The sequence below is a fragment of the Streptomyces sp. NPDC006235 genome (genome assembly GCF_040613735.1).
Classification (GTDB): domain Bacteria; phylum Actinomycetota; class Actinomycetes; order Streptomycetales; family Streptomycetaceae; genus Streptomyces.
In genome coordinates, this window is the sequence record NZ_JBEXSR010000009.1 from 34,525 (window position 1) to 56,486 (window position 21,962).

General features: G+C 72.2%; 22 protein-coding genes and 1 pseudogene. 6 read left to right on the plus strand and 17 right to left on the minus strand.

Annotated features, from left to right (window positions below):
* Positions 1-2: 2 nt before the first annotated feature.
* The 10 genes and pseudogenes from cysD to ABZ192_RS13740 form a co-directional block, all read right to left on the minus strand.
* On the minus strand, positions 3-938 hold the full coding sequence (cysD, locus tag ABZ192_RS13695) for a sulfate adenylyltransferase subunit CysD (RefSeq protein ID WP_356924677.1): 936 nt from the start codon (positions 936-938) through the stop codon (positions 3-5).
* Positions 935-1,489, minus strand: a pseudogene (gene cysC, locus ABZ192_RS13700) (adenylyl-sulfate kinase); the annotation flags it as partial. The gene cysD and the pseudogene cysC, both read right to left, overlap by 4 nt.
* 80 nt (positions 1,490-1,569) lie before the next feature.
* Positions 1,570-2,280 carry a phosphoadenylyl-sulfate reductase gene (locus tag ABZ192_RS13705; RefSeq protein ID WP_356924678.1) on the minus strand — a complete coding sequence of 237 codons (711 nt, stop codon included), beginning with the start codon at positions 2,278-2,280 and terminating at the stop codon, positions 1,570-1,572.
* On the minus strand, positions 2,277-2,456 hold the full coding sequence (locus ABZ192_RS13710) for a hypothetical protein (RefSeq protein ID WP_356924679.1): 180 nt from the start codon (positions 2,454-2,456) through the stop codon (positions 2,277-2,279). The genes ABZ192_RS13705 and ABZ192_RS13710 overlap by 4 nt, the downstream gene beginning before the upstream one ends.
* Positions 2,453-4,150 (minus strand): nitrite/sulfite reductase, encoded by a 1,698-nt coding sequence (locus ABZ192_RS13715; protein ID WP_356924680.1) that lies wholly within the window; start codon positions 4,148-4,150, stop codon positions 2,453-2,455. Before ABZ192_RS13715 ends, ABZ192_RS13710 begins: the two co-directional genes overlap by 4 nt.
* A gap of 128 nt (positions 4,151-4,278) precedes the next feature.
* Positions 4,279-4,362 carry a putative leader peptide gene (locus ABZ192_RS13720; protein WP_310887545.1) on the minus strand — a complete coding sequence of 28 codons (84 nt, stop codon included), beginning with the start codon at positions 4,360-4,362 and terminating at the stop codon, positions 4,279-4,281.
* A 126-nt stretch (positions 4,363-4,488) separates the two neighbouring features.
* Positions 4,489-5,061, minus strand: a complete 573-nt coding sequence (locus ABZ192_RS13725) for a GNAT family N-acetyltransferase (protein WP_356924681.1) — start codon at positions 5,059-5,061, stop codon at positions 4,489-4,491.
* A gap of 42 nt (positions 5,062-5,103) precedes the next feature.
* The gene (locus ABZ192_RS13730) at positions 5,104-6,429 is read right to left on the minus strand and encodes a hypothetical protein (RefSeq protein ID WP_356924682.1); all 1,326 of its coding nucleotides are present in this window, start codon (positions 6,427-6,429) and stop codon (positions 5,104-5,106) included.
* Between the two features lie 172 nt (positions 6,430-6,601).
* Positions 6,602-7,879 carry a GAF domain-containing protein gene (locus ABZ192_RS13735; protein WP_356924683.1) on the minus strand — a complete coding sequence of 426 codons (1,278 nt, stop codon included), beginning with the start codon at positions 7,877-7,879 and terminating at the stop codon, positions 6,602-6,604.
* Positions 7,880-8,183: 304 nt separating this feature from the next.
* Complete coding sequence (locus ABZ192_RS13740; protein ID WP_356924684.1) at positions 8,184-9,818, minus strand: acyl-CoA dehydrogenase family protein; 1,635 nt, start codon at positions 9,816-9,818, stop codon at positions 8,184-8,186.
* A gap of 109 nt (positions 9,819-9,927) precedes the next feature.
* Between ABZ192_RS13740 and ABZ192_RS13745 the strand changes: the two genes are divergently transcribed.
* On the plus strand, positions 9,928-11,097 hold the full coding sequence (locus ABZ192_RS13745) for a YihY/virulence factor BrkB family protein (protein WP_356924685.1): 1,170 nt from the start codon (positions 9,928-9,930) through the stop codon (positions 11,095-11,097).
* 23 nt (positions 11,098-11,120) lie between these two features.
* On the opposite strand, the gene ABZ192_RS13750 is transcribed toward ABZ192_RS13745, so the two are convergent.
* A complete protein-coding gene (locus tag ABZ192_RS13750) occupies positions 11,121-11,966 on the minus strand; it encodes an NmrA family transcriptional regulator (RefSeq protein ID WP_356924686.1) in 846 nt (281 codons plus the stop codon).
* 81 nt (positions 11,967-12,047) lie between these two features.
* On the opposite strand from ABZ192_RS13750, the gene ABZ192_RS13755 reads away from it, so the two are divergent.
* Together ABZ192_RS13755 and ABZ192_RS13760 are read left to right on the plus strand one after the other, a co-directional pair.
* Positions 12,048-12,983 carry an AraC family transcriptional regulator gene (locus tag ABZ192_RS13755; protein WP_356924687.1) on the plus strand — a complete coding sequence of 312 codons (936 nt, stop codon included), beginning with the start codon at positions 12,048-12,050 and terminating at the stop codon, positions 12,981-12,983.
* A 114-nt stretch (positions 12,984-13,097) separates the two neighbouring features.
* Positions 13,098-13,787, plus strand: a complete 690-nt coding sequence (locus ABZ192_RS13760) for a DUF6597 domain-containing transcriptional factor (RefSeq protein ID WP_356924688.1) — start codon at positions 13,098-13,100, stop codon at positions 13,785-13,787.
* Here ABZ192_RS13760 and ABZ192_RS13765 read toward each other — a convergent pair.
* Positions 13,767-14,171: a VOC family protein gene (locus ABZ192_RS13765; protein ID WP_356924689.1), complete on the minus strand. Its 405-nt coding sequence runs from the start codon at positions 14,169-14,171 to the stop codon at positions 13,767-13,769. The two genes, ABZ192_RS13760 and ABZ192_RS13765, sit on opposite strands and share 21 nt — an antisense overlap.
* Before the next feature lie 125 nt (positions 14,172-14,296).
* Here ABZ192_RS13765 and ABZ192_RS13770 point away from each other — a divergent pair, with 125 nt between their 5' ends.
* The 3 genes from ABZ192_RS13770 (at position 14,297) to ABZ192_RS13780 (ending at position 16,222) form a co-directional block, all read left to right on the plus strand.
* The gene (locus ABZ192_RS13770) at positions 14,297-14,704 is read left to right on the plus strand and encodes an SRPBCC family protein (protein WP_356924690.1); all 408 of its coding nucleotides are present in this window, start codon (positions 14,297-14,299) and stop codon (positions 14,702-14,704) included.
* A 146-nt stretch (positions 14,705-14,850) separates the two neighbouring features.
* On the plus strand, positions 14,851-15,432 hold the full coding sequence (locus ABZ192_RS13775; protein WP_356924691.1) for a hypothetical protein: 582 nt from the start codon (positions 14,851-14,853) through the stop codon (positions 15,430-15,432).
* 250 nt (positions 15,433-15,682) lie between these two features.
* Positions 15,683-16,222, plus strand: a complete 540-nt coding sequence (locus ABZ192_RS13780; RefSeq protein WP_356924692.1) for a peptidoglycan-binding domain-containing protein — start codon at positions 15,683-15,685, stop codon at positions 16,220-16,222.
* Positions 16,223-16,339: 117 nt separating this feature from the next.
* Here the strand turns inward: ABZ192_RS13780 and ABZ192_RS13785 are convergent, their stop codons facing one another.
* The 5 genes from ABZ192_RS13785 to ABZ192_RS13805 all read right to left on the minus strand — a co-directional run bounded on the left by ABZ192_RS13785 (position 16,340) and on the right by ABZ192_RS13805 (position 21,957).
* Positions 16,340-16,771, minus strand: a complete 432-nt coding sequence (locus tag ABZ192_RS13785; protein WP_356924693.1) for a helix-turn-helix transcriptional regulator — start codon at positions 16,769-16,771, stop codon at positions 16,340-16,342.
* Between the two features lie 336 nt (positions 16,772-17,107).
* Complete coding sequence (locus ABZ192_RS13790) at positions 17,108-18,151, minus strand: substrate-binding domain-containing protein (protein WP_356924694.1); 1,044 nt, start codon at positions 18,149-18,151, stop codon at positions 17,108-17,110.
* A gap of 185 nt (positions 18,152-18,336) precedes the next feature.
* Positions 18,337-19,938 (minus strand): glycoside hydrolase family 43 protein, encoded by a 1,602-nt coding sequence (locus ABZ192_RS13795; RefSeq protein WP_356924695.1) that lies wholly within the window; start codon positions 19,936-19,938, stop codon positions 18,337-18,339.
* Positions 19,939-20,158: 220 nt separating this feature from the next.
* On the minus strand, positions 20,159-21,073 hold the full coding sequence (locus ABZ192_RS13800; RefSeq protein WP_356924696.1) for a carbohydrate ABC transporter permease: 915 nt from the start codon (positions 21,071-21,073) through the stop codon (positions 20,159-20,161).
* Entirely contained in the window at positions 21,073-21,957 is an 885-nt protein-coding gene (locus tag ABZ192_RS13805) for a sugar ABC transporter permease (protein ID WP_356924697.1), read from the minus strand. The genes ABZ192_RS13800 and ABZ192_RS13805 overlap by 1 nt, the downstream gene beginning before the upstream one ends.
* Positions 21,958-21,962: the final 5 nt, after the last annotated feature.

Consider the following 21,962-nt stretch of genomic DNA (forward strand, 5'->3'; position numbering starts at 1 on the left):
CTCTAGAAGTACCCCTCGCGCTTGCGGTCTTCCATCGCCGCTTCGGACATCTTGTCGTCGGCGCGGGTGGCGCCCCGCTCGGTCAGCCGGGACGCGGCGATCTCCACGATCACCTTCTCGATCGTGTCGGCGTCGGAATCGACGGCGCCGGTGCAGGACATGTCACCGACCGTGCGGTAGCGCACCAGGCGCTTCTCCACGGTCTCGCCGTCCTTCGGGCCGCCCCACTCACCGGCCGTCAGCCACATGCCGCTGCGCCGGAACACCTCACGCTCGTGCGCGTAGTAGATCTCCGGCAGTTCGATGCCCTCGCGGGCGATGTACTGCCACACGTCCAGCTCGGTCCAGTTCGACAGCGGGAACACGCGGACGTGCTCGCCCGGGGCGTGCCGGCCGTTGTAGAGGTTCCACAGCTCCGGGCGCTGGCGGCGCGGGTCCCACTGGGAGAACTCGTCCCGCAGGGAGAACACCCGCTCCTTGGCCCGGGCCTTCTCCTCGTCGCGGCGGCCGCCGCCGAAGACCGCGTCGAACTTCTCCTGCTGGATCTTCTCCGTCAGCGGCAGCGTCTGCAGCGGGTTGCGGGTGCCGTCCGGGCGCTCCTTGAGTACACCCCGGTCGATGTAGTCCTGCACCGAGGCGACATGCAGCCGCAGCCCGTGCCGGGCGACCGTGCGGTCCCGGTAGTCGAGGACCTCGGGGAAGTTGTGCCCGGTGTCGACGTGCAGCAGCGAGAACGGCACCGCGGCCGGGCGGAACGCCTTCAGCGCGAGGTGCAGCATGACGATGGAGTCCTTGCCGCCGGAGAAGAGAATCACCGGCCGCTCGAACTCACCCGCCACCTCACGGAAGATGTGCACCGCCTCCGACTCGAGAGCGTCGAGGTGGGAGAGGGCGTACGGGCTGTCGGTCTCCTCGGAAACCGTGGCGGCGGTCGTCATGCCAGTCCCCTTTCGCTGAGCAGGGCGTACACGGACGCCGCGGACTCCTGCACGGTCTGGTTCTGCGACTCGATGCGCAGATCGGGCGACTCGGGAGCCTCGTACGGGTCGTCGACCCCGGTGAGCCCCGTGAGCTCGCCCGCGGCCTGCTTGGCGTACAGGCCCTTCACGTCCCGCTCGCTGCACACCTCCACCGGAGTCGCCACGTGGATCTCCACGTACGCGGTGCCGTTCGTCTGGTGCCGCTTGCGCACCGCCTCCCGGCTGTCCTGGTACGGCGCGATGACCGGGACGAGGGCGAGCACGCCGTTGCGGGCGAGCAGTTCGGCGACGAAGCCGATGCGCTGCACGTTGGTGTGCCGGTCCTCGCGGCTGAAGCCGAGGCCCGCCGAGAGGAACTCGCGGATCTCGTCGCCGTCGAGCACCTCGACGCGGTGGCCCTCGGCGCGGAGCCGGCCGGCCAGCTCATGGGCGATGGTGGTCTTGCCTGCGCTCGGCAGACCCGTGAGCCAGACGGTGGCTCCGGTCGTCACGTCGGTCTCCTGAATCGTCTGAGTCTGAGTCTGGGGCTGAGACTGAGTCGTCTGGGTCTGAGTCGTCTGGGGCTGAGGCGTCTCAACCTGAGGCGCCGTCATCCGTGCAGCCCGCACTCGGTCTTGCTGCGGCCCGCCCAGCGGCCGGCGCGCGCGTCCTCGCCCTCCAGGACCCGGCGGGTGCACGGGGCGCAGCCGACGGAGGCGTAGCCGTCCATCAGCAGCGGGTTCGTCAGGACGCCGTGCTCGGTGACGTACGCGTCCACGTCGTCCTGGGTCCAGCGGGCGATCGGGGAGATCTTGACCTTGTGGCGCTTGTCGTCCCAGCCGACCACCGGGGTGTTCGCCCGGGTCGGGGACTCGTCGCGGCGCAGACCGGTCGCCCAGGCCTGGTAGTCCTTCAGGCCTCGCTCCAGAGGCTCCACCTTGCGCATGGCGCAGCACAGGTCGGGGTTGCGGTCGTGCAGCTTCGGGCCGAACTCCGCGTCCTGCTCGGCGACCGTCTGGCGTGGCGTGAGCGTGATGACGTTGACGTCCATCACGGCGTCGACCGCGTCGCGGGTGCCGATGGTCTCCTCGAAGTGGTAGCCGGTGTCGAGGAAGACGACGTCGACGCCGGGCATCGCCCGGGAGGCCAGGTGGGCGACGACCGCGTCCTCCATGGAGGAGGTCACGCAGAAACGCTTGCCGAACGTCTCGGCCGCCCACTGGAGGATCTCCAGCGCGGAGGCGTCCTCCAGGTCGCGGCCCGCCTGCTCGGCGAGGGCCTTGAGCTCCTCGGCCGTGCGCTGTTCCTGAGCCGTGGTCATATCTTCGCCCCTCCGGTGTCGGATCGCTTCAGTCCCTGGGCCAGCAGCCCGAGGAACTTCAGCTGAAAGGCTCGGTTGCACGCCGCGCATTCCCACGCGCCGTGGCCCGCCTCGTGCGGACGCAGGTCCTCGTCGCCGCAGTAGGGGCAGTAGAAGGGGGCCGCACGTTCGCTCACGACAGGGCCTCCTCGCTGGCGCGGGCCGCCCAGGTGGCGAACCGCTCGCCGTCCTCGCGCTCCGCCTGGAAGCGCTTCAGGACGCGCTCGACGTAGTCGGGCAGCTCCTCGGAGGTGACCTTCAGGCCGCGCACCTTGCGGCCGAAGCCCGCCTCCAGGCCGAGCGCGCCGCCCAGGTGCACCTGGTAGCCCTCGACCTGCTCGCCCTTGTCGTTGACGACCAGCTGGCCCTTGAGACCGATGTCCGCCACCTGGATACGGGCGCAGGCGTTCGGGCAGCCGTTGAGGTTGATGGTGATCGGCTCGTCGAACTCCGGCAGACGGCGCTCCAGCTCGTCGATGAGCTGCGAACCGCGCTGCTTGGTCTCGACGATGGCCAGCTTGCAGAACTCGATGCCGGTGCAGGCCATGGTGCCGCGCCGGAACGAGGACGGCCGGGCGGTCAGGTCGAGCGCCTCCAGGCCCTCGACGAGCGACTCGACCTTGTCCTCCTCGACATCGAGGACGATCATCTTCTGCTCGACGGTGGTGCGCACCCGGCCCGAGCCGTGGGCCTCCGCGAGGTCGGCGATCTTCGTGAGCGTCGCGCCGTCGACGCGTCCCACGCGCGGGGCGAAGCCGACGTAGAAGCGGCCGTCCTTCTGCCGGTGCACGCCGATGTGGTCGCGCCACTGCTGGACCGGCTGCTCGGGAGCGGGGCCGTCGACCAGCTTGCGCCCCAGGTACTCGTCCTCCAGCACCTGCCGGAACTTCTCCGCACCCCAGTCGGCGACGAGGAACTTCAGGCGGGCGCGGGTGCGCAGCCGCCGGTAGCCGTAGTCGCGGAAGATCGACAGGACGCCCTCGTAGACGTCCGGGACCTCGGCGATCGGCACCCAGGCGCCCAGCCGCACGCCCAGCTTGGGGTTGGTGGACAGGCCGCCGCCGACCCACACGTCGAAGCCCGGGCCGTGCTCGGGGTGCACGACGCCGACGAACGCGACGTCGTTGATCTCGTGCACGACGTCCAGCACCGGCGAGCCCGAGATGGCCGTCTTGAACTTCCGCGGGAGGTTCGAGTACGCCTTGTTGTTCAGCACCCGGCGCTTCATCTCCTCCAGCGCCGGGGTGCCGTCGATGATCTCGTCCTCGGCGATGCCCGCCACCGGGGAGCCGATCATCACACGCGGGGTGTCGCCGCAGGCGGTGACGGTGGACAGGCCCACGCCCTCCAGCCGGTTCCAGATCTCGGGCACGTCCTCGATCCGGATCCAGTGGTACTGCACGTTCTGCCGGTCGGTGATGTCGGCCGTGCCGCGCGCGAACTCCTGCGAGATCTCGCCGACGACCCTCAGCTGCCGGGTGGTCAGCGCCCCGCCGTCGATGCGGACGCGCAGCATGAAGTACTCGTCGTCCAGCTCCTCCGGCTCCAGGACCGCCGTCTTGCCGCCGTCGATCCCGGGACGGCGCTGGGTGTACAGGCCCCACCAGCGCATCCGGCCGCGCAGGTCGTTCGGGTCGATCGAGTCGAAGCCCCGCTTGGAGTAGATCGTCTCAATGCGTGTCCGCACATTGAGACCGTCGTCGTCCTTCTTGAACTGCTCGTTGCCGTTGAGCGGGGTGTGGTGCCCCGCGGCCCACTGACCCTCACCGCGGTGACGGCTCACCTTGCGGCGGGGAGTCGCGGCGGCAGGGTTCTGCGGGGTGGCGGCCATGGTTGATACGTCCTTCGGGACAGGCGGGAAAGCGGCTCTGACCTGCGTGTGCGGGCGCATGGGCAGAGGGCGCGTCATTGCGCGGGAATGCGACGAAAAGGGGGATGTCGGGCGGTGCGTGAGTGCTCTCAGCGCGCCGGACAGATGGCGCTGGACATGCGGCCGAGGTCGACGTGGCGTCGACTCACCAAGGCGATCCCAGTTCCAGGCATGACGGAAGCGTGGCACGGCGATCTGGACACCGTCCAGCTTCGTCCAAGATTCGGACACTCAGGTCTCGATATGCGAGACGCGCGTGTCCTTGGTCACATCGGGCCGCCCCCGGGTGTCCGACCAGGTCAGACGGGGAACGCTCCAGGCCACGGTCCCGGAGCGGGGGCGTCCGGTTCCTCCTCGACCTTGGTGTCGAACAGCTTGAAGCCGCGGCGCTGGTAATTGGCCATCGCGTGCTCGCCGTCCTTGCTGCAGGTGTGCAGCCAGACCCGCTTCGTCGGCGTCAGTCCCGCCCAGCGGTCCGCGAGGTCCCAGGCGCGTGCCGTGCCGTACGACAGCAGGTGCCCGCCGATGCGCCGGCCGCGGAAAGCGGGGAGCAGACCGAAGTAGGCGATCTCCACGACCGCGTCGTCCTGCGCCTCCAGCTCCACATAGCCCGCGGGCGTGCCCCGGTCGTACGCCACCCACGTCTCCACGCCGGGCCGCTGAAGGTGCTCCAGCCACCGCGCGTACGACCAGCTCAGCCGGTCCGTCCACAGGATGTCGCCGCCGACCGAGGCGTACAGGAACCGGCTGAACTCGGGCGAGGGCACCTCGGAGCGGACGACCCGGACGTCCCCGTCCGGCGCGGCGGCCGGCAGCAGGTCGGTCGGGGCGGTCTGCTCCAGGGACCAGGTGGTCACGGCGATGGTGGTCATGTGGGCCAGAAAATCATCTGACCCACTGGTCTGTCGATTGACCTACTGCTCCGCCGACCGTCCCAGCGCCTTGTCCACCGACGCCAGCGGCAGCGCGAACAGCATCCGCCCCGACTGGGACCAGAGCTCGCCGGTCTCCTCCCAGTAGGAAAGGGAACCCGCCCGGCCGCTCCAGCAGTGGCGCGTCTCGTCCGTCGCGCACTCCGTCGCCCGCGCGCCCTTCGTGTCCTGGCGCCACAGCGTCCCGTGCCCGCCGGACGTGCCCGCCGCGCGGTCGAGGTACCAGCCCGAGCGGTACGACAGCACGCCGCGCACGTCGGCCGTCTTCGTCTCGTACGCCTCGACCGGCTCCGCGCGCCCCGAGGAGGCCGTGGCGAGCAGGCCGGACCTGGCCGGCTCCCGGCTCAGCGCGTACCGCCACAGCCGGGTGCGCCGGTCGCCGTCCGCGGGCACCCACTCGCTCGCCACCAGACTGTCGGGGGAGGTGCTGCGGTCGAGGGAGACCGCGGCCGGATGCGGCGCGTCGCGCCCGCCGGGCAGGGCGTAGGAGGCGATCGCGGGAAGCACGTACCGGTTGCCGTACGCCGACCAGCCGCCGCGCACCCGGCCGACCGCGTCGGAGTCGACCGTGGCGCGCTGGATGCGGTCCATGTCGTACACGTACAGCGCGTCCCGGTCGCCCTCGCGGGTCGTCACCAGCAGCTTGTCCTGGTACCAGACCATGCCGGACAGCGGGGAGACCAGCCCCCGGTAGTCCCGCCCGCCGTCCACCGGGACGGCCAGCAGCGCCCAGGTGTAGCGGAGCCGGCCGGGGTCGTTCGCGTCGACGAAGGCGACCTTCGCCAGGCCCCGCTCGGGGTCCGGGCCGTCCAGGGATCCGCCTCCGCCGCCGCGGGTCCAGCCGGAGAGGATCACGCGGTGGCGGCCCCAGCGGCCGTCGTCGTCCGCGTCGCCCGAGGTGGTGACCGCGCCGGGCCGCCAGCCCCGGGTGTCGGCGCCGCCGAAGCAGTACGCGCGCGTGGCCGCCGGCTCGACCGGCAGGCTGTGCTTCTCGGCGCTCGGGCAGCCGTTAGCGTTCCGCAGCGTGCGGTCGGCGCCGTCCAGCACCGTGCCGGCACCGACGGGCCGGCCCATCTCCGAGGCCAGCCGGTCGAGCCACCGCCCGGGCACCCGCTGCTCGGTCAGCGGCAGCCGCCCGGCCCCGGTGGACGCGGAGAGGGGCTTCAGGGCCCCGGGCGCGTCGGCGACCGTGGCCTGCGAGGCGCTGATCAGGGTGGCGGCGGCGGTGAGCGCGAGAGCCGTCCCGGCCAGGGTCCCACGCAGTACCCTGCCCCGCCTGCGCCGCCGGTGTCTGCCGCGATGCTTCATAACGTCCTCCCGAGGCGAGCCAACTGCGCCTTGTGGTCCGTACGTTGACGGAGGAGCAGGTGGGGTGGCCCGTAGGGGATGCTACGGCAGGTGGGCGGGGCGGGGGGCGAAGACCTTGCAAATATGCGCAAGATGCACCCCTGGGGCGGCCGGACGGCACGTCCCGTGAACCTCAGGGGGCAGGTGCGGAGCCGCGCAGCCTCCCCACCGTCGGTGCCGTCGAGTGCGGCAGCAGGTCGTTCGGGTCGTCCGGGAGGAGCACCTCGACCTCGGCGTCCTCGGCGAAGCGGTACGGCCGGTGTTCCAGGAACGCGCCGAGGTAGCGCCGTACCCGCGACATCTCGGCGCGTACCGTCACCGTGCGGGCCGGATCGCCGAACACGTCACCGGCCAGGTCCGAGGCGCTGCGGCCGGTGCGGTGGACGGCGAGGAGGTACAGCAACTCGGCGTGCCGGGGACTCAGTTCACGCGTCCACGAGCCCGCGCCGCCGGACACCGCCACCGTCCATCTGCGGGCCTGTCTCAGGTCCAGCACGATGCTGCTCGCCCCGAGCGCCGCCGGCTCGTCGGCGGCCGCCCGCAGCAGCCAGCCCCCGGCCAGCGGCTCCACCGAGCACAGCCCGAGCGCCGGCACCCACCTCGGGCCCGGCGACAGCGACTTGGGCAGGGCCACGCGCCGCGTGTACGGCATCCCGCTGACCGCGGCGGTCCAGCCGTCCCGGTCGACGACCAGGGCACGCCCCTCCAGCCGGGCCAGCACCGGCGCCGCCACCGCGCGCAGCCGCTCCAGCGACTCCAGGTGCCTCTCCCGCAGCCGGGCCTCGGCGAGTTTGGCCACCGAGTCCACCCAGGCGAGCGTGGCCGGATGCATCGTCTCCAGCGGGCCGCTCACATCCACCACGCCGAGCAGCCGGCCGTCCCGCGGATCCGTCAGCGGAGCGCCGGCACAGGTCCACACGGCCTGGGAGCGCACGAAGTGCTCGGAGGCGAAGACCTGCACGGGCCGGCGCACCACCGCCGGGGTGCCCAGACCGTTCGTGCCGACGACGTCCTCACGCCAGTCCGCGCCGAGTTCGAAGCCGAGCCCGTCCGCCTTGCGCAGCACCGGCGCGCTGCCCTCGCGCCACAGCACCCGGCCCTCCTCGTCGGCGACCACCATGATGTGGTGGGCGACGTCCGCGAACCCCAGCAGCCCCTCCCGCAGCACCGGCAGCACATGGCGCAGGGCCGACGTCTCACGCCGCCGCTGCACCTCCTCGCGGGACAGCAGATCCGCCCGGAAGTCGTGGTCGGGATCCACACCGCTGCGCAGCATCCGCTCCCAGGACTGCTCGATCACCGGGCGCGGCGGCACGGGCGCGGGCTGCCCGGACAGCCGGGCGGAACGGACCTGGCTGAGCACCCGGGCCGCACGCGAGGTGTCCCTGGCGGCGATCTGCGTGACGTCCATAGGCGTGTGCCCCCCGGTGTCTTCTGACTGCCCGTCGGAGTCCATCGACCGTCCGCCGGAGTCCTGACTGTCTGTCGGAGCCTTTTGACTGTCCGTCTCATAGTGCCGTCTGCCCCACGGCGGCGCGGGCAGACCGCCCACAGTCAGCAGCAAGTTGCAACCCCTTGCAACCCTGGTGGACAGCCCGGCCGTGTCTGAAACTTGAGCGGCGCCGTCCCGAGCGGCGTTCAGTGGCTCGAACGGGCCAGTGCGGCGGGGGTGGTGCCGTGTCGGCGCAGCACCACCCCCGCTCTCCCCTGCCCGATCAGGTCACGGGCCGGGCCCGCTCCACCACCGACGCCAGATCGAGCGTGTGCGGGAGCGTCCCGAACGCCGCGCCCCCGTCGCCGCCCAGCCGTGCCGCGCAGAACGCGTCGGCGACCTCCGGTGGCGCGAAACGGACCAGCAGCGACCCCTGGAGCACCAGCGCCAGCCGCTCCGCCAGCCGCCGCGCCCGACCCTCCACGCCCTCCAGATCGGCGAGTTCCGTCAGCAGGTTCTTGATGGCCCCGTCGAGCCGGTGATCGGCGCCGCGCGCCTGCCCGACCTCCCGCAGATACGCGTCGAGCGCCCCCGGTTCCCGCTGCAACGCCCGCAGCACGTCGAGGGCCTGGACGTTGCCCGCGCCCTCCCAGATCGAGTTGAGCGGCGACTCGCGCACCAGCCGGGGCAGCCCGGACTCCTCGACGTAGCCGTTGCCGCCCAGGCACTCGGCCGCCTCCACCGCCACCGGCGGGCACCGCTTGGTCACCCAGTACTTGGCCGCCGGTACCGCGATCCGCAGCAGTGCCCGCTCGTGCTCGCCGCCGTCGTCGTAGGCCGCCGCGAGGCGCAGCGCCAGCGTCGTCGCCGCCTCCGACTCCAGGGCGAGATCGGCGAGGACGTTGCGCATCAGCGGCTTGTCGGCGAGCTTCCCGCCGAACGCCTCCCGGTACGTGCAGTGGTGCACCGCCTGCGCCACCGCCTGCCGCATCAGCCCCGCCGAGCCCAGCACACAGTCGAGCCGGGTCGCCGCCACCATCTCGATGATGGTGCGCACCCCGCGCCCCTCCTCGCCGACCCGGCGTGCCCAGGTCCCGTCGAACTCCACCTCGGCCGAGGCGTTCGACCGGTTGCCGAGCTTGTCCTTGAGCCGCTGGAGCAGGAACACGTTGCGCGTGCCGTCCGCCAGCACCCGCGGGACCAGGAAACAGGTGAGCCCGCCCGGCGCCTGCGCCAGCACCAGGAAACCGTCGGACATCGGCGCCGAACAGAACCACTTGTGCCCGGTCAGCTCGTACGTCCCGTCCTCCGCGAGCGGCCGCGCGGACGTCGTGTTGGCGCGTACGTCGCTGCCGCCCTGCTTCTCCGTCATGCCCATCCCGAACAGCGCCCCGGCCTTGAGGCGGGCGGGCCTGAGCCCACGGTCGTAGACCATGGACGTCAGCCGCGGCTCCCACTCGGCGGCCAGGTCCGGGTCCGCGCGCAGGGCGGGCACCGCCGCGTGCGTCATCGACAGCGGGCAGCTGTTGCCGGCCTCGACCTGCGTCCACACCAGGAACGCGGCGGCCCGCCGCAGATGCCCGGCCGGCCGGTCCCAGGCCGCGGTCAGACCGGCCGAGACGCCCTTGCCGAGCAGCCGGTGCCAGGACGGGTGGAACTCGACCTCGTCGATCCGGTGGCCGTACCGGTCATGGGTGCGCAGCCGCGGCGGGTTCTCGTTGGCCTGCGCTCCCCACTCCTGCACCTGGGCCGAGCCGGAGGTCCGCCCGAGCGCCGAGAGCTCGCCGAGCACCTCGTCGCGCACGCCCGGATCGAGATGCCGTTCGACCGCCGCCGTGAGGGCCCGGTCGGCCGAGAAGACGTCGTACCCGACCAACGGCGGGACCTGGTTGTTCACGGAGTGGGTGCTGCCAGCCATGCTGCGAAAGTACCCCGGGGCGGCCCCCCGGTCACCAAGGGGCGGGGCCCGGGCGCCGGAGCCCCACCTGTGCGTGAGTGCGGTCAGGCACGACGGATACCGTTAGGGGGTGCAGCCAGCAAGTGAAACCCCCGACACACACTCCGGGCGCCTCCACCGGGCGCGTGCGCTCTACCGGAACGTCTCCAAGCGCAGGACCGCCTGGCTGTTGCTCAAGGACACCGTCAACTCCTGCATCGAGTACCGCATCCTGGGCCTGGCGGCGGAGGCCGCGTTCTTCACGCTGCTGTCGGTGCCGCCCCTGCTGCTTAGCATGATCGGACTGCTCGGCTACGTCGACGCCTGGACCGGCGCCGACACCATCGCGAGCCTCGAGACGAACATCCTGGAGGCCGCCCGCACGGTGCTGTCCGACCGGGGCGTGCGGCAGATCGCCGAGCCGATCCTGCACGACGTGATGAAGGGCGGCCGGCCCGACGTCATCTCCATCGGATTCCTGTTCGCCCTGTGGTCCGGCTCCCGCGCCGTGAACGTCTTCATAGACACGATCACCGTCATGTACGGCCTCGACGGCGTCCGCGGCATCGTGAAGACCCGCCTGATGGCCTTCGCGCTGTTCATCGTCGCCCTGCTGATCGGCTCCATCGCGCTGCCGCTGATGGTGGCCGGGCCGGACGCGGTGGTACGGATCGTGCCGTGGTCGACGACGGTCGTGCAGATCCTCTACTGGCCGGTCGTCATCCTGCTGTCCATCGCCTTCCTGACCACGCTCTACCACGTGTCCGTCCCCGTCCGCTCCCCGTGGATCGAGGACGTGCCCGGCGCGCTCGTCGCCCTCGGCATGTGGGTCCTCGGCAGCTTCCTGCTGCGGATCTACCTGACCAGCACGGTCGAGGGCCCGACGATCTACGGCTCCCTGGCCGCGCCCGTCGCCGTGCTGCTGTGGATCGGGGTGGCCGCGTTCGCCGTGCTCGTCGGGGCCGCGGTCAACGCCGCCATCGACCGGGTCTGGCCGGCCGCCGCGACGGCCGCGGCCCGCGAGGCCAACGAACGCCTGCGGCAGGCGCAGGTCGCCGAGTACGTCGCCCGCGCCGCCGCCGCGGGCGAGTCCGACCCGGACATGCCCTCCGAGTTCCCCGAACGCTGGTCCCGCTTCCTCCCCCCGGAGGACGTCACGGCCCGTCTGCGCACCCACGTGAAGAGCACCCACGTGAAGAGCACCCATGCGAAGAGCTCCGACCAGTCCAATGGGGAGCCACCACCGCCCGTGAACAAGTAAGAGCCCGCACATCCCGGCTGTCGTCAGCCCTTCCACGTTCCCGCCGTCGTCTCCTCCCGGACGAAGTCCGTGAAGTCCCTGGGCGCGCGGCCCAGGACTTCCCGTACGCCGTCCGAGAGGTGTGCGTTGCGGCCGTCGAGGAGGGTGTCGAAGATTTCGGTGAGGGCCGTGACCTCCTGCGGTGGTACGCCGAACTCGAGAAGCCTCTCGGCGTAGTCCTGTGTCGACACCGCCCGGTAGGTGAGCGGGCGGCCGGTCGATTCGGCGATTTCCGCCACCGCCTCGCCGAAGGTGAGCAGGCGTGGCCCGGAGAGGGTGAGCGTCCGGCCCACGTACCGGTCGCCGGACGTCAGCGCGGTCACCGTCGCATCCGCGATGTCCCGTACGTCGAGGAACGGCTCGCGCACTTCGCCCGCCGGGAACACCAGCTCCCCACGCTCCCGCAGCTCCGCCACCAGCGGCCCCTCGCTGAAGTTCTGCGCGAACCACGCGGCCCGCAGGACCGTCCAGTCCGCCCCCGACGCGTGCAGCGCCTCCTCCGTGGGCAGGGCCTGGTCCTCGCCGCGCCCGGACAGCAGCACCAGCCGCCGCACCCCGAGCCCGACCGCCTCCCGCGCGAGCTCCCCGACCGCCTCGGCGGCGCCCGGCGCGCCGACGTCCGAGGGGTGGACGAGGTAGGCCGCGTCGGCGCCGCGCAGGGCGTCCGCCCAGGTCGAGCGGTCCCACCAGTCGAAACCGGTCGCCCGCGACGCCGCCCGTACCGTGAGCCCGGCGGCCTGTGCCGCCCGCGTCACCCGGCTCCCCGTACGGCCCGAGGCGCCCGTCACCACCACCGTCATGTCCTGCGAGTCCCGTGTCGTGTTCGTCATGCCGTCGAGTCAACTGCCCTGCACCGCACGGAACCATCGCTGAACGGCTCATTCCCATACGACCGCGTCTACGCTGACCCCATGGACGCACTCTCGGGGTTGCTGGAGGGCCCGCGCGCCAGGGGCGCGTTCATGATCAGGGCGTGCTTCGACCCGCCGTGGGCGGTCCGCGTGGAGGACCGGGCGCCGCTCACCGTGATGCTCGTCGCGCGCGGCGAGGCCTGGGTCCTGCCCGACCGGGGCGAGCCGGCCCGGCTGCGGGCCGGGGACCTGGCCATCGCCCGCGGCCCGGACCCCTACACCTGCGCCGACGCCCCGGGCACGGCACCGCAGGCGCTGATCCTGCCCGGCCAGGAGTGCCGCCACCCCGACGGACGCCCCCTCAACGGCTCCATGGACCTGGGCGTGCGCACCTGGGGCGACCGGCTCGACGGTGCCACGGTGCTGCTGATCGGCACCTACCCGCTGCAGGGCGAGATCAGCGGCCGGCTGCTGGACGCGCTGCCGCCGCTGCTCGCCCTCACGTCCGACGTGTGGGACTGCCCGCTCACGCCGTATGTCTCCGAGGAGATCGTGCGGGACGAGCCCGGCCAGGAGGTGGTCCTGGACCGGCTGCTGGACCTGCTGGTCATCGCCGCGCTGCGCGCCTGGTTCGCCCGCCCCGAGGCGGAGGCGCCCGCCTGGTACCGGGCCCTCGCCGACCCGGTCGTCGGCGGTGTCCTGCGCCTGCTCCAGGACGATCCCGCCCACCCGTGGACCGTCGCCGCGCTCGCCGCCAAGGTGGGTGTGTCCCGCGCCGCACTCGCCCGCCGCTTCACCGCCCTGGTCGGCGAGCCCCCGATGACGTACCTCACCGGCTGGCGCCTCGCCCTCGCCGCCGACCGGCTGCGCGACACCGAGGACACGCTCGACGCGGTGGCCCGCCGGGTGGGGTACGGCAGCGCGTTCGCCTTGTCGACGGCGTTCAAGCGGGTGTACGGGGTGAGCCCGGTGGAGTACCGGGGACGGGTGGCGTAGGGGAGATGGCGCAGGGGCGGGGAGCGTCGCGGTCTCCTGGTCGGCGGCGGTGGTGAAGCCCGGCCGGGACGACGCTCGCGGCAGCCTCGGCGCCCGCGGCGTAGCCTGGCTCACGTGTACGTGGAGCGGGCGTCACGGCTGGCGGGAGCGGTCGTGTGGAGCAACGCCCCGGAGCGGGGCGGGGCGGCACGTGTGCTGCCCGACGGGTGCATGGATCTGCTGTGGCACCAGGGGCGGTTGCTGGTCGCCGGGCCCGATACCCACGCCCATGTCACGGACAGCGAGAACGGCGCATGGGCCGGCGTCCGCTTCTACCCGGGCACGGCCCCGGCGCTGCTCGGCGTACCGGCCCACGAGCTGCGTGACCGCCGCGTCGAGCTCGCGGATCTGTGGCCGGCCGCGGAGGTACGGCGACTGGAGGCACGGGTGAACGCCGCCCCCGACCCGGAGAGCGGCCTGGAGGATCTCGCCCTGCGGCAGGCGGCCGGTGCCGATCCGCCGGATCCGCTGCTGCGGCAGGTCGTGACCGCCCTCGGCGCGGGCCGGCCGGTCGCCGCGACCGCCGACGAACTCGGCGTCGGAGCACGCCAGTTGCACCGCCGCTCGCTGACCGCGTTCGGCTACGGGCCCAAGACCCTGGCCCGGATCCTGCGGCTGCGCCGCGCCCTCGCGCTGGCCCGGGGCGGTGTCCCCTTCGCGGACACGGCCGCCCGGGCCGGATACGCCGACCAGGCCCATCTGGCCCGGGACGTGAGGGAGTTGGCGGGTCTGCCGTTGGGTGAGCTACTCGCCGGGCACGGCTAGCGGAGCGAACAGGTCGACCCCGTTGCCGTCCGGGTCGAGCACTACGGCGTACCGCTGCCCCCAGAAGGCGTCCCAGGGCTTCAGTTCACCGTGGCACCCGGCGCCCACCAACTCCGCGTACACCGCGTCCACTTCCTCCGGCCCGTCGCAGCGCAGGGCCAGCGAGGTCCGGCCGCCGTCCGCCGGCGGCCGCCACTCGGGCAGGAAGGAGCGGACCGTCTCCTCGGTGTCGAACATCAGCCGCAGCCCGCCGGGCAGTTCGGCCTCGGCGTGCGGCTGGTTCTCGGCGCCCTCGGGGAAGGCGAACCCGAGCCGACGGTAGAAGGCGACGGAGGCGGCCATGTCGGAGACGACCAGGCCGATGGCATCGAATCGAGCAGTCATGGGCCCACCGTAGGCAGCCCCGCGACGCCCGGTCTTGAAGGAATCGGACACCGGTCGCGGGGGTGTCCGATCCGTGTCCGATCCGTTCAAGACGGCCCTTCGGGCAGGCCCGTAACGTCGCCGCCATGACGACCACGACACGGCAGTCCCAGCACCTCGGCATCGCCATCGACCGACCCGCACAGGAGGTCTACGACTACGTCTCGGATCCCGTCAACGTCCCCGGCTGGGCTCCCGGACTGGCCCGTTCCATCGAGCTGGTGGACGGCCGGTGGGTGGGGGAGTCACCCATGGGACGGGTCGTGGTGGACTTCACGCCCAGGAACGACTTCGGCGTGCTCGACCACGACGTCACCCTGCCCTCGGGGGAGACCGTCCACAACCCGATGCGAGTGCTCGCCGACGGCCCCGGCTGCGAAGTGGTGTTCACCCTGCGCCGGCAGCCCTGGATGAGCGACGAGGAGTTCCACCGCGACGCGGAGGCGGTGACCGCCGACCTCACCGCCCTCAAGCGGCTGATGGAACGCTCATGAGACAGCCGAGGTTGGCCGGACAGCAGGTTCCCCGCCCTTCGGCACCCGTGGAACAGTGACCACTCGTCCTGCTGCGATCAGCATGACGTTCAGCCCCGCCCCGCCGGGTCGCGCCCGGCGGGCTGCCGCACCGCATCGGAGCCGGGATGCCCGCACACCTGAATCGACCCAGCGTGCGGCACCCGGACGGCTCCGCCGTGCCCCGTGCGCTCGTCGCCCTGGTGACGGCCGCGGTGCTCACGGCGAGCGGGTGCAGCGGGAGCGGGAGCGACCCGGACACGGCGCAGGCGACGGAATCCACGCGCCACGTCACCGGGCCGGACGCGGCGGGGAGTTGCCGCCCCGCGGTGCGGCAGGGCTCCCTTCCCCCGTGGGCCCGGAACGGTTTCCCGCGAGACGTGGCACAGCGCCACATCATCGGCGACAAGGGCCACATCGCAGCGGTGCTCTTCGGATACCCGTACCACGCGCCGCCGGCCAAGGACCGGGAGAACAAGATCCTCTGGGTGGCGAAGGACGCCGAGGAAGCCGCCCACATGGCGCCCGACGACCGGTTGACCATCAAGGCCCGCCTCGCCGGCACGGACGAAGTGGTGACCCGCTCGGTCACCGGGGGACCCGGTCCTTCCCTCGTCGACATGCCGAAGCCGGGATGCTGGACGTTCTCCCTCGCCTGGGCCGGCCATACCGACACCCTCGACGTCGAGTACCTCGCCGGCCCCTCGTGAGGAGCGGACCGACCCGTGACCACGACGCGCCCCTGCCTCGGATCCGTCCCGCCCCGGCCCACGGAGGTCCCGCGCGACCCGTCCCGCGCCGGGACGCCGCCGACCGGCTCGTGAACCGCCCCGGGGCGGTCCGCGTACGGCGGGAAAGCTCGCTCCGGCCGCCCCGGCCCGTGAGGCTGTGCCGTGCCAGAGGAGACGAGCCGCCCCAGGGGGAACCCACGGGTGACGGCGGTTCGGGAAGGAAGACCGCATGAGCATGCGCATTCGGGCCATGGCGATGGTGACGGCCGTACTGCTGGGGGCCGGGGCCACCGGAATCGCCCTGGCCCCGGCCGCAGGCGCCGCACCCGCGTACTTCGGTATCGACGGCGGCGGCGCCGTCGGCAACGACTGGGAGGACGAGGAGAACCTCGGCGTCGAGGCGTACGCCAGGGGCAACGCCATCGCCCTGTGGGAGACCGTCCTGTGGGCGGACGGCGCCCAGTGGGAGGACGACGAGGGGGAGTGGCGGCCCTTCAAGAGGAGCCAGATCGACGGCTCGTTCGGGCCCGAGACCGAGTCCGCCACGCAGTGGTGGCAGAGCCGGCACAACCTGTCGGACACCGACGGTGTCGTCGTCGGCGAAACCTGGGACTTCGCCCAGACCCGGCTGCAGAGCATCCCGGGCAACCTCGTCCAGTACAAGGGCGACGCGCGGAACGTCAGCTTCAAGCGCGTGGGCGGCAAGTACCAGGTCAAGCTGAAGAACGTCGGGCCCTGGAAGAACGCCCACTACCGCACCGTCGGCTGAGAACGCCGCCGTCGAGGAACGGGAGGCGCTAGCGGGGGCCGGGGGCCGGGGGCCGGGCGCCAGGAGCCGGGGAGCCGGGGAGCCGGGGAGCGGGTGAGGAGCGGGTGGACCTGCCCCTCACCCGCTCCTCGCCGGCAGCACCCACAGCAGCCCGGCCAGCAGCACCACGATGACCGCGAAGGAGACCAGCGCCGCCGCCCGCCACCGCCGGTACTCGGCGCCGGGCGGCGGCGTCGCCGCGTCCAGCACCCGCCCGGCCGGTTCCACCGGCACCGCCGCGCCGTGCGGCCACGTCTGGTCCGCCAGATCCCACAGCGCCAGCAGCCGCGCCTGGTCCGCCCCCGCCACCCGGCACAGCGCCTGCACCGCTCCCCTCGGCGGCTGTTTGGCCCCGCTGAGGTACCGCTGCCACGACGACTTGCTGTACGCCGTCCGCCGCGCCAGCTCGGCCAGGCTCAGACCCGTGCGGTCCTTCAGGGCCCGCAGTTGTGCGACCAGGTGCCGTGCCTCCCTCGGCAGTGCGTCCGGAAGCGGCCGCCAGCGTGTCATGGTCGTCCCCCCACTGCCCGACCGCCGCCCCGGGCAACGGCCCCTCCCCACCGCATCGTTCGACGCCGGCCGGTTCCGGCCAGTTCCCCACCACGACGGGCGCGCGGCGCGCGCAAGGGGTGCGCGGCTGCGGACCGGGCGACCATCACTGGCGTGCATCGCGCCGGAGCGGCGTGCCGCGAGGGCGCGGGTGACGACCGGTCGCAGGCAGTTCAGCGTCGGCGCCTGACGAACGCCTCTCAGTGCAGGGGCATGACGAACGCCTGACAGGGCAGGCGCGTGACGCACGCCTGCGGCTCGCCGGATCCCTGCCCGGGCGGCCGCTGTGCGCAGTGGCTACCCGCGCGGCGCCGCCGTGCTCGCCCGTTCCACCAGCCGCGTCGACAACTCCGTCCGCGTGCTCTCCGGGTGGTGGCCGTCCATCAGACGCAGCAGCGACCGCAGGGCCGTCGCGGCCATCTCCGACAGCGGCTGGCGGACCGTGGTCAGCGCGGGGGAGGCCCAGCGCGCCTCGGGCAGGTCGTCGAAGCCCACCACACTGACGTCGTCCGGGACGCTCAACCCCCTTTCGGTCAGGGCCTGGTAGACCCCCAGCGCCATCCGGTCCGAGCAGACGAAGACCGCCGTCGGCGGCTCGGGCAGGTCGAGCAGCTCCCGCATGCGGCGGCGGGCCTGGCTCTCGTCGAAGCCCGCGTGCCGGACGTACTCGGCGCGGTGCCGGAGCCCGGCCGACGCGAGCGCCGAGCGGTAACCGGCGACCCGGGCGCTGCTGCACATCGTGCGCCGGTGACCGGCGATGACGGCGATGCGCTCGTGGCCCAGGGACAGCAGATGCTCCGTGGCCGTCAGACCGCCCTGCCAGTTGGCCGCGCCCACCGACGCCACGCCCTCCGGCGGTTCCTGGACCGGGTCGATCATCACGAACGGGATGCGGTGCTGCTCCAGCCAGGCGTACTGGGAATCGCTCAGCTCGGCCAGGTTGAACAGGACCCCGGAGGAGCCCCGGGCGACCAGCTTGTCCAGCCAGCCGCGCTCCGGGCGCCCGGCCCGGGTGCGGGTGAGGGCCGCCGACACGACGACTTCCAGGCCCGCGTCGTGCGCCGCCTCCTCCACCCCGTGCAGCACCGCGCCCGACCAGGAACTGTCCAGCGAGTGCACGACCAGGTCCACCAGCCGTGGCGCCTTCGACGCGTCGAACCGGGGTCTGCGCACGTAGCCGAGCCGGTCGAGCGCCTCGGTGACGCGGCGGCGCGTCTCGGGCGCCACGTCCTCCCGGCCGTTGACCACCTTGGACGCGGTCGGCACCGACACCCCCGCCTCGCGCGCCACGACCGCCAGCGTCGGACCTGCCGCCACGCTCGCACTCGCCGTACGGACCATCGGGAACCCACCTCTCCGGCCCGCCCGAGGGCCGTGGAAAGTTTCGACCAGCGCTGCTCACCGCAGTCCGGAGTCCGGACCGACAGAAAGCGCTTCCTACTCTAGGTGCGGCGCAGGACGGCGGGAAGACAAGTGAATTCACGGGTTCTCGCCGGTCAAAACTTTCGAAACCCCGAACAAGGCCCTCAGCCTGGTGTGCAGGTCAGCCGGAACCCCCTGAAGTCCGCCGTGAACGCCGCGTCGACGAGGTCCCGGGCGTGGATGCCCGCCATCGCACCGGTGAAGCGCAGCCGGGACCCGTGGTCGTCGGAGAGCCGGCTGAAGTCCAGGGCCGGGCCGATCGCCGTCCGCACCCCGTCCAGGACATACCAAAAACGTGCCTCGGCTTTCTCGATCGTCACCCCCAGCGTCACGGGCGCCGCCACCGGCACCTCCACGATCGCGGCCTGCCGGGCGCCCTCCTCGTCGCGCTCCACGAGGCTGAGCACCGTACGGCCCCCCGCACCGGGCGTGCCCCGCCACTGCTGTCCGCCCTGCGGCTCGCCCTCGGGCTCCACCCAGGTCAGGTCCAGGCTGAGATACGCCTCGGGGTTGTACCAGAGCACCAGTCCGGCGGCCTGGGTGAAGGTGACCGGCCGCGCCTCGACGGTGACCTCGGCCTGAGCGCGGTGCTCGGTGATGCGCTGGGCCAGCAGGCTGCTCGCCCAGCGGGACTCAGGCCCGTGCCGGCCGCGCAGCCGGATCCAGCCGGGCCGGGCCGTCGTGTCGGCCCAGGACGCGTCCGGCGGCTCGCGCAGGGAACTCCACGGCCAGGACAGGTCCTCGGGCAGGGCGGCGGGAGGCAGCGGATGTGGCGGCGTCGGCACGTCGACGTCCACCGCCGGGTGCCAACCGCCCTGCCGCAGCCGGGGCCAGCCCTCCGCGTCCCAGGTCACCGCCTGGATCGCGGTCTCCCGGCCGAGCGGGCAGCGGCGGCCCTGCGGCGTGTGCAGCGGACGGGCCGTCAGATGGCCGATCAGCCACTGCCCGTCCGGCGTCTCGACCAGCTCCCCGTGCCCGGCCTTCTGCAACGGCCCCTCCGCGTCGTCCCGGGTGGTCAGCAGCGGCCGTTCGTCGAGTTCGTACGGCCCGGTCAGCTCCCGGCTGCGGGCCACCCGCACCCCGTGCTCCCAGCCCGTGCCGCCCTCCGCGAGGACCAGGTAGTACCAGCCCGCGCGCCGCAGCAGCTTCGGCCCCTCGATCAGCCGGTCGTGCTGGAGCAGCAGACGCGTCGGCCCGACGGGCTCCAGGGTGTCCCGGTCCAGCTCCGTGACGACGATCCCGGCGAACCTCCGGCCGCCCGGCCGGTGGTCGTTCTGGAGGTTCAGCAGCCACAGCCTGCCGTCCTCGTGGAACAGGGCCGGGTCGAAACCGTGGCTCGCGACCCGGCGCGGCGTGCTCCACTCACTGCTCACCTCGGTGGCCGTCGACACGTACGTGTCCAGGTCGAAGTACGGCGTGCCGACCGAGCGCACGACGGCGTACGTCACCCAGAACCGCTCCCCGTCCCAGCTCAGCGACGGCGCCCAGATGCCCCCGGAGTCGGGCACCCCGGCCAGCGAACCGCCGGGGGCGGCGCCCCGGACGTGCCCCGCGTACTCCCAGTGGGCCAGGTCGCGGGAGCGGTGGACCGGGATCGTCGGGAACCACTCGAAGGAGCTGGTCGCCACGTAGTACCAGTTGCCGACCCGGATCAGGGAGGGGTCGGGGGAGAAGCCGCGCAGGACGGGGTTGTGCAGAACGGTCACGTGAGGGCTCCGGGAGGGATGGGCGCCCGGGGGCCGCAGGGAGTCAGGGTCACCTGCGGCCCCCGGAGTCGGTCAGCGGCGAGGGAGATCACTTGAGGACACCGGTGACGTATGGGCGCCGGTGACGTAAGGGCGCCGGCCACCGGAGGGCACCTGTCACCGGAGGCTCCGGTCACTTGAGGGCGCCGGTTACAGGAGGCCCCGGTCACCGGAGCCCCGGTCACTTGAGGGCGCCGAGTGTCACGCCCGATCGCCAGTAGCGGCGCATCGCGACCATCATGATCGCCATCGGGACGATGGACAGCAGCGCGCCGGTCAGCACCAGGCCCGTCAGATCGATGCCGGACTCCAGGCGGGTGCCGGTCCAGTTGTAGAGGCCGAGGTTGAGCGTCCAGTTCTCCTTGCCGCGGAGCACGGTCAGCGGCAGGAAGAAGGCGTTCCAGGTGTTGACGAAGGCCAGCAGGAACACCGTCGCACCGCCCGTCGTCATCATCCGCAGCACGATGCTGAAGAAGATCCGCAGCTCGCCGGCACCGTCGATCCGGGCCGCCTCCAGCAGCTCGTAGGGGACCGTGGCCTCGGTGTACACCTTGGCCAGATACACGCTGAACGGGTTGATCAGGCAGGGGATCAGCATCGCCCACGGGGTGTCCACCATGCCGAGCGCCGAGAACAGCAGATACAGCGGCAGCGTGAGCAGCGCGATCGGGATCAGGAACGAGCCCACGACACACGCGAAGATCACGTTGCGGCCGGGGAAGTCGAAGCGCGCCAGTCCGTAACCGGTTGCGAGCGCGATCAGCGTGCCGCCGAGCGAGCCGACCCCGGCGTACAGGAACGAGTTGGCCGTCCACCGCAGGAAGATGCCGTCCTGGTAGGTGAACACCTGCTGCAGGTTGTCCCACAGGTGCCAGCCGGAGAACCACAGGCCGTTGCTCTGGTACAGCGCCGTGCGGTCCTTGGTCGCGGCGACGATCAGCCACCACACCGGGAACAGGCTGTAGACGCTGGCCAGGATCAGCCCGACCAGCAGGAAGCGCTGACCACCCCGCCCGCGGGAGGCCGCGTCCGGGCGGGCAAGGCGCCGGACGCTGCGGACGGGGGGCCGCTCGGTGGTGTGCTCGGTCAGCACCATCAGTCGGCCTCCTTCGAGGTGAGCCGGTAGAAGAGGAAGGAGGCCACGCCCAGGATCAGGGCGAGCAGCACGGACAGGGCGGCCGCGTAGTTGTAGTTGCCCGCGTTGAACGCCTGGTTGTAGATGATCATGATCGGGGTGAAGCTGTCGCTGACCGTCTGCGGAGTGATGTTCCGGAACAGCGCCGGCTCGTTGAAGATCTGGAGCATCTGGATGATCGACAGCAGACCCGTCAGCACCAGCGCCCCGCGCACGTACGGAATCTTGATGCTGCGCGCGATCCTCAGCTCGGAGGCGCCGTCGAGCCGGGCCGCCTCGAACAGCTCGCGGGGCACGCCCTGGAGCGCCGAGTAGATGATCACCATGTTGTAGCCGATGCCGTGCCAGGTCAGCAGATTGCCGATGGACGGCCACACCATCGACGGCGCGAAGAAGTTCCAGTCGAGCCCGAGGGTCTTGCCGATCGGGGTCAGCGGGCCGACGTCCGGGCTGTAGAGGTTGACCCACACGATCGCCGCGACCACGCCGGGGATCATGTACGGCACCAGCAGCAGGATCCGGAACCGGCTCGCCACCCTGGAGGTGACCGCGTCCAGGAACAGCGCCAGCAGCAGGCTGATCAGCAGCATGAACGGGATCTGCACACAGGCGAAGAGCACCACCCGCAGGATGGAGTTCATGAACGCCGAGTCCGTCAGCCCCTGGCTGTAGTTGTCGAGCCCGACGAACTCCGTGGTGGCGCCGCCGAGGCCCAGCCCGGACTGCTTCTCCGTGAACAGCGACTCGTAGACGGCGTAGCCGATCGGGAGGAGATACAGGAAGACGAAGCCGAGCTGGAAAGGCACCGTGAACGCGGCACCTTTCCAGCGCAGGGAGCGAATCATCGAAT

Coding starts and splice junctions, on each gene's coding strand:
- cysD (WP_356924677.1), bottom strand. CDS start 938: ATGACGACCGCCGCCACGGTTTCCGAGGAGACCGACAGCCCGTACGCC.
- ABZ192_RS13705 (WP_356924678.1), bottom strand. CDS start 2,280: ATGACCACGGCTCAGGAACAGCGCACGGCCGAGGAGCTCAAGGCCCTC.
- ABZ192_RS13715 (WP_356924680.1), bottom strand. CDS start 4,150: ATGGCCGCCACCCCGCAGAACCCTGCCGCCGCGACTCCCCGCCGCAAG.
- ABZ192_RS13720 (WP_310887545.1), bottom strand. CDS start 4,362: ATGCCTGGAACTGGGATCGCCTTGGTGAGTCGACGCCACGTCGACCTC.
- ABZ192_RS13725 (WP_356924681.1), bottom strand. CDS start 5,061: ATGACCACCATCGCCGTGACCACCTGGTCCCTGGAGCAGACCGCCCCG.
- ABZ192_RS13730 (WP_356924682.1), bottom strand. CDS start 6,429: ATGAAGCATCGCGGCAGACACCGGCGGCGCAGGCGGGGCAGGGTACTG.
- ABZ192_RS13735 (WP_356924683.1), bottom strand. CDS start 7,879: ATGGACGTCACGCAGATCGCCGCCAGGGACACCTCGCGTGCGGCCCGG.
- ABZ192_RS13740 (WP_356924684.1), bottom strand. CDS start 9,818: ATGGCTGGCAGCACCCACTCCGTGAACAACCAGGTCCCGCCGTTGGTC.
- ABZ192_RS13750 (WP_356924686.1), bottom strand. CDS start 11,966: ATGACGAACACGACACGGGACTCGCAGGACATGACGGTGGTGGTGACG.
- ABZ192_RS13755 (WP_356924687.1), top strand. CDS start 12,048: ATGGACGCACTCTCGGGGTTGCTGGAGGGCCCGCGCGCCAGGGGCGCG.
- ABZ192_RS13765 (WP_356924689.1), bottom strand. CDS start 14,171: ATGACTGCTCGATTCGATGCCATCGGCCTGGTCGTCTCCGACATGGCC.
- ABZ192_RS13770 (WP_356924690.1), top strand. CDS start 14,297: ATGACGACCACGACACGGCAGTCCCAGCACCTCGGCATCGCCATCGAC.
- ABZ192_RS13775 (WP_356924691.1), top strand. CDS start 14,851: ATGCCCGCACACCTGAATCGACCCAGCGTGCGGCACCCGGACGGCTCC.
- ABZ192_RS13780 (WP_356924692.1), top strand. CDS start 15,683: ATGAGCATGCGCATTCGGGCCATGGCGATGGTGACGGCCGTACTGCTG.
- ABZ192_RS13785 (WP_356924693.1), bottom strand. CDS start 16,771: ATGACACGCTGGCGGCCGCTTCCGGACGCACTGCCGAGGGAGGCACGG.
- ABZ192_RS13790 (WP_356924694.1), bottom strand. CDS start 18,151: ATGGTCCGTACGGCGAGTGCGAGCGTGGCGGCAGGTCCGACGCTGGCG.
- ABZ192_RS13800 (WP_356924696.1), bottom strand. CDS start 21,073: ATGGTGCTGACCGAGCACACCACCGAGCGGCCCCCCGTCCGCAGCGTC.
- ABZ192_RS13805 (WP_356924697.1), bottom strand. CDS start 21,957: ATGATTCGCTCCCTGCGCTGGAAAGGTGCCGCGTTCACGGTGCCTTTC.